Below are 7,094 nucleotides of genomic sequence, written 5' to 3' on the forward strand. Positions count from 1 at the left end.
CATTTAAATTATGCATATCTATATATGAAGTATCGATACCCAAAGCGGCTCTGTACATACATCTTCTTCCCTCTTGTGATGAACATTGGATATGATTCTATAAAAAACACATCCAATCAACGGACTGGATGTGTTTTTGGTCTTTGCTATTATATGCCCTCAGATATCATTCGGGATTACTAATTCATCAAATTACTAACCTCCAAAAACCTCGCCAAAATCTTAGCCATTTGATCACGCTTCGTGAAGCCATTCGGATCAAACGTACCGTTACTCTTACCGTCAATGATACCCGCTTGGTAAACGTTTTCGATTCCTGCTTTAGACCAGCCTGTCATTTGGTTGGCATCTTTGAAGTCTGCTAGTTTTTTAGCATGGTCTAATTTTGCAAAATCGAAGTTCAGGAATTTTAGCTCCATTGCTCTTGAAATCATGACGACTGCTTGGGTGCGTGTCAGTTTTTCGTATGGAGCGAATGTTCCGTCGTTTTTTCCGTTAATGATTCCGTATTGAACGGCTGTCATTAGTTCTCCATTGGCATTGAACCATTCTGTTCCTTTTACATCTGAGAAGCGGTTGTCATACGCTTTTGCCGGAAGTCCTAGTGCACGAACCAATAATACGGTGAATTCGGCACGGGAAATATCTTCTGCTGGTGCGTAAGTTCCGTCTACTTTCCCTTTTATGATGTATTTAGATGCTAGTTTTTCAATCGAGTCTTCTGCCCAGTTGATGTTGTTCACATCCGGGAATGTTTGGTTGTTTTCAACAATCGCATATGTTGAGTTTGTCAGTGACTTCACTGTTGCGATTTTGCCGTCAAATAAAGTAGGAAGTGAATTGAATGTTCCATCTTGATTGAACTTCACTGCGACCATAGTTTTCGGATTGAACTCTTTATCGCCAACAATTTCTCGTTCAACAAATGAACCATATTCTGTGATTGTCACTTTCTTATCTCCAGCAACTGCTTCGACGTGGAATTCAATTGCATTGGATACAATCTTCACTTTAGTCGAAGGRGCTTTCACGACATTCACAGACACCGTGATTTGAACATCACTTTCAGCAACCCCTAGCTTTTTAGCTATATCTGCGACATAAATTTCTGATGCAGGTAGCTTGTAGGTTGCTTCATCAGTTTGAATCTCGATCATTGCCTGTTTGTTTTTCTTTAACGCTTCTTTAAATAAACTGCCAGGAACCTGTGCTTTCACCGTTTCTCCAGTATCCGGTTTTTCTAACTTAAGCGCTACGACAAATTGCTCAGACGTAATTGCATTGACAATTTCCGATACTTTTCCAGGGACAACTTTTGTAACTACTTCAATCATTCCTGAAGGGTTTTTCTCTTTCACTACTTCTGCCGCTTGAGGTGGAAGCACGATTGTGTTCGGTTTTCCATTTGCAGGTGGTTGATACCCATCGTTCCCATTGTTCTTCGGTTCTTCTGTAGCTTTTCGATCCAGTTTAATCACGACTGTTGTTAAAGGATCAATGGTCATTGTTTGACGCGATAAGCTAAATCCTGATTTTTTCGATACGGGATGTGTTCCCGCTTCATCATTGTCTACTAGGACAACACCATCAGTGAAATCATAATCTCCTAATGTTAACGTACGAGCTTTATTGTCAGCATTTACAAATACGTAGTAGTTGCCTGTTTTATCAGTTGAGATATTTTCGTATGCAATAACTAAATCGGAATCTTTCATCTCAGGGAAATCAAGTAGCGATACGTTTGTATCTACTAGCGTTTTTTCACCTAAACGGAAAGCATTGGTTGATTTTCTTAAATCAATTAAGCCTTTCGTGTAAGCATTTGTTGTTGTATTGACTGCAAATTCTTTCTTGTTCGTTGCTTTTTTCCAATCAAATTTATTGATGGCATCTGAAGAGTCATAGGAATCATGGACGAAATAGCCAAATGTGTTCCCATCCATATCTTTCAATTCATGATATTTCTGTTCAGGTACCCCTTCACCAAACCATTGCTTCGTTCTGCCGTACTCCTGCCCTGCATGAATGAAGGCAGTGCCTTGTGAAGTTAAAATCAATGAGTTCCCTATACGGATTCGTTTATGAATTTCCAAGTCATTTTCAGGAATTGCCGGATCCTTTTTAATGGACTGGGCAATGACATCATATAAAGGCAAGTTGTCGTGTGCTTCGATGTACTGGACCATATCACCCGGGTCATCATCAGCTGTATTGGAAGGCTGTCCTTTAATATTGTTGAAAATCGTATCAATATCTCTTGCGCCACCTGTAATGAATCTAGGCTCACCTTCTGAACCGAAACCAGATTTCAATTCATTTCGGATTTCGTCAGAGAATACTCCAACGTCATCTGTTTTATCCATCCAGTCCTGGTCTGCACCCATTCCTGCCTGTGCTGGATCAGCCAAATGACCAGCAAATGTTCTCCAGCCTTCTCCAATAAATAAAGCATCAGGATTAACAGAAGCTGCTACGTCATACGCCTTTTGAATGGATGGATACGTTGCATCACCCATCATATCAAAACGCATGCCGTCAATTTTGTATTCGTCAAACCAATATTTCACTGAATCGACCATTAGTTTTTCAGCCATTGTGTGACTTGTTGCCAAGTTGTTACCAAAGCCACCAAGGAAGTTACCTTTCGCATCCTGGTATGCATAGTAATTTGGGACAATGTCATTTAACATGCTGGCTTTTGCCATATGCGTGTATACGACGTCAAATACAACACCCATATCCGCATCATGAATGGCATCAATTAATTCTTTCAGCTCTTTCACTCGCAGTTCAGCGTCTTTCGGATTCTCTGAATACGCACCATCTGGCGAGAAGTAACTGTGAGGGTCGTACCCCCAGTTGTATTCATTGCCACCCGCTGAATAGTTAAGTTCGCGTTCGCCCATCTTCGTTTCATCACCATAATACCAAGCCATGACAGGAAGTAATTGAACGTGTGTAACACCTAGAGATTTAATGTAATCTAGCTTGTCGATAAATCCTTTATACGAGCCCCATCTTGATTTTAAATCCTTTTCAATCGAAGGATCTGACGTAAAGTCACGTACGTGAACTTCGTAAATCACGGCATCTTCACGTTTTTCATACCCATCAATTGAAGCATGACCGAAACCTTTAGGGTTCGTGCCGCTTAAGTCGACAATCGCTGCTTTCCCGACCGTATCGCCGTCTGGTCCAGCATCACCCTCTGTATTCAACGTAAAGGCTGCCATGGATTTGGCATAAGGGTCCAATACCGTTTTCATTACTCCATCATTCGTTACTTCGTATTGATAATAGTAGCCTTTAAGATCTGTTACACCAAGATCACTTGGGTTGATGTCTTTCGACCAGACACCTTGTTCGCCGAGTGTTAACTCTACAGTGCCAATTGGAGCTGCCGCATCTTCTTTATCGAAGAAGTTCGCCACTACTTTACTTGCTTTAGGCGCCCATAATTTCAATGTGGCACTGCCATTTTTGTACGTTGCACCTAGATCATTTCCATCATAAGCATATATCTTATCAAGCATTCTCCAGCCTGTAGATGCTGAAACGGTTCTGCCTGAATACGTAATCGACAATGGCAGTTTGTCTAAGTTCAGTGTTGCTGTTACTTCAACTGTTGTTGCTCCAGTGATTTCTACGCTTTCAACCGAAACAACTGCACCATCAACATCTTTAATGACCAAATCATCCTTCAGTTTTTCTGCTGTTAAACCATCTGTCATCGTGAATCCTAATAGAACCGTATCTTCAGAGGTTACTTCACCCGATACAATGCCCGATGCCACTTCTGCATAAGGGGAAATGTAGACGTTATTATCACCTTGTTTAATCCATAAGTGATTATACTTATCCAATAAATTGAATGATTTATCTCCTGCATCTTTCTCTTGTGTCTGTTGATTGACGATGAGGAAGCCGATATCCTTCGCGCCTTCTTTCAGCTCGATATCCGCATATGCACCATAACGATCTGTCCCGTCTAAATCAACTGCACCAGTTGGCCAACCGTCAGAAGGAGCTGCTGTATCGCCCCAGTGCCAAATGCCAAGGTTTTCGTAGTCAGCATTTTCACGCGAGTAATGAATGCGGACCGTATTTGCAGGCAAATTAACCGGTTCGTACGTGTACACTTTATCTGACCCTTGCTTAATCCATATTTCGTTCATCTCAGGTTGAGAAATCGTAAAGCCTTTGTCTCCGCCATCTTTACCCGCGTCACCTTTTGTTATATCCATTACAAGGAAGCCGATATTTTTCGCACCGTTAGCCAGTGGTACGTCAATGTAAGCACCATAGCTATCCGTTTTTTCAAACATCGTTGCACCCACTGGCCAGTTAGCCGAAGGTGAAGCGACATCATTCCACAGCCATGCACCATAGTTTTCGTACACATTGTCTTGTCGGTTGTAATGAATTCGAATCGTGTTATCAGGAATTGGTTCTACTTCAGCGTTACCGTCACCTGAAGCAACTGCACCTGTAATATTTCCACCTTCAACTGTTAATAAAACCGTACCGCCGTCAGCATTTGATAGAAGTGATAAGTTAATTTCTCCTGCTTCGTTTGCTTCATAGACCTCTCCAGAATAATAATCAGTCACTACTGCATCCGCCGAATCAACTGTTAACGTCACATCTATCGCTTCTTCAGCGACGTTCAATCCGACGTAAACCGATTGATCTTGATAGTCACGAGAGAATAATAGGAATTTATCTTTGTCAGATCCTCCTACAAATGTTCTTTCGCCTTTCGCAAACACTTTTGAATGCTCACTTCTGAAGTTAAGAATTTTTGTGTAGTGTTCCAACACATCATTGTTATCGACTTGATCCCACGCAAAGTTATAGCGGTTATCATATTGCGGGTAGTTGTTGGCTCCACTTTGCCCAAGTTCTTCTCCGTAATAAATGACTGGCTGCCCTTTTGCTGTTGCCTGCAAAGATGCCGCAACTTTCAACTTGCCTTCATCGCCACCTAGTGAATGAAGGAATCCGTCTTCATCGTGGCTACTTAAAAACTGGCCTAATGTTGCGGCATTGTCGATTTTTCCATTGCGATCAACAAGCGCTTCATTTGCTGCTTTCAATTGACCATTTACAAAGTTTCTCGCTGTATTTTTAAACTCAAAATCAAGTAATGAATCCATCGTGCCTGTGTTCAGGTAACCGAGGTTATTATTAACGTTAGCACCCCAAGCTTCACCAATCATCTTAAACTCAGGCATTTTGTCCGTTAATGCATTTTTGAATTTCATCCACGTAGCATCTTCCACATGCTTAACGGTATCTACACGGAAGTAGTCAATTGTATTTCCATTTGCTGTCGTTGCTTGCTCAATCCAGCTCGTTTGCCAATCAATGATTTGTTGACGAACTGCAGGGTCTTCCGTCTTAATGTCAGGAAGTCCAGCCAATTCACCAACAACCTCATCCGTTCCAACGTCAGCTCCTTGACGGACGATATCGCTGAAATTCGCACGCTCTTYGTCTGTCGGGAAACCTGCAGGCTTGTTTGCCATAGCTCCATCGATTTCTTTCAAGCCATAGCCGGTATGATTCACTACGACATCCACCATGATTTTCATATCACGGGCATGCGCTGCATCAATCAGTTCGTGGAAATCTTCCATCGTTCCAAAGTGCGGATTCAATTTCCCAAAGTCACTTGCCCAGTAGCCATGATAGCCGTAATATGGATCAACAGATGGCCCGTTTRTTTCGACAGAACGAACATCATATTTGATGTTTTCTACAATTGGACTAATCCAAATCGTATTCACACCGAGATCATCAAGATAATCCAATTTAGCCGTAATCCCTTTTAAGTCTCCACCTTGGTACGTTCCACGTTTAGATGTATCATAGTTCAAATCGTAAGGGTCATTGTTCGATTCATCACCATCAAAGAATCGATCTGTTAACATAAAGTAAATGACGGACTCGTCCCAATCAAAATCAGTCGTTCCTGTCGATTGTCTCGTTTTCACTTCAACTTCCGCTGTTCCTTCATACGTGTTTCCATAAGAATCAACGACTGTTAAAGGAATCGTTTTGATGCCAACAGTTGTGTCGTCGTCTACTGCAATCGCAATCTCTTTTAAAGATGGATCAATCTCAAGCTTAGCTGATCCACCTAACGAAGAAGCATCTGCAGTGAGTTTGCTAATTTCCACATCGTCTGTCAGACCTTGAATATCAACAGTTAAGACAGCATTTTGATTATAATCAATCGCTGCAGGCTCCACTGATCCTGAAACCGTCAAGTCAGCTTTCTTGAAGTCAATTGTTGAAACTCCGTCTGTTGTATTGTAAGGATCAGTTACTTCTGTTGTAATACCACCTTTTGTTACAAGGAATGAGTATGAGGTTTTACCATTTGGAATGTTGTCGTATGAGAATACAAATCTCTCATTTTCAGGTTCATATGTCATTTCATTCGTTTGTCCATTAAACTTCAACTCTACTTTTTCAATCGTGTCCATGTCGTCACTAGCGAAAAGGGCTTTGTCCCGGTAATAGAAAGTTGCGTCCCCTTTATCAATGACTGGAGCCGAACCATCCGGAACGATGCGAATTTGCTCGACACCGCTAGTAATATAAGCCTTTGTCAGTGAGTCGTTCTTATTCACTTGAATAAAACGATCCCCAAACTCTTTTTGAGCAGTATCCCAGTTATCAGTACTACGAAGAACAAATCCAAATTGCTTCGTTTCAGGAGCAACCGCAATATTAACTGATGCCACTCCTCCTTCATACGATTCAAAATTGATTTGATCATTTTTAATGCCAGTATTCCATGCCCAAATATTCCAGGTACCATAGATTTGATCTTCGCGAATATAAGTGAATCGTACATGACGATTCGAAGAGTCCGTTAATTCATTTACAGCTGTTTCTGTTGAACTCGTGGCATGTGCCTGTTGAGCGGGTATAAATGGTAGCCATAAGCTCAAAACCAGTACTGAAACGATAAACATATTTAGTTTGCGTTTAACATCTATTGCTATTCTCACTCAGCATTTCCTCCTTATTCTTTCGGTGTAATAGATTGATAGATTAATGCCAGTCCGCCTCCCTTTCTTGGT

Annotated in this window: 1 protein-coding gene; it reads right to left on the reverse strand. The window is 41.4% G+C overall.

Annotation, left to right across the window (positions count from 1 at the left end; all coding sequences use genetic code 11):
• Nucleotides 1–179 precede the first annotated feature (179 nt).
• Nucleotides 180–6,986, reverse strand: coding sequence for a pullulanase (locus tag AC1DSL_RS14755; protein WP_477532746.1), 6,807 nt, complete (start codon nucleotides 6,984–6,986; stop codon nucleotides 180–182).
• Nucleotides 6,987–7,094: the final 108 nt, after the last annotated feature.

The sequence above is a fragment of the Paenisporosarcina sp. P4_D4 genome, assembly GCF_056401835.1.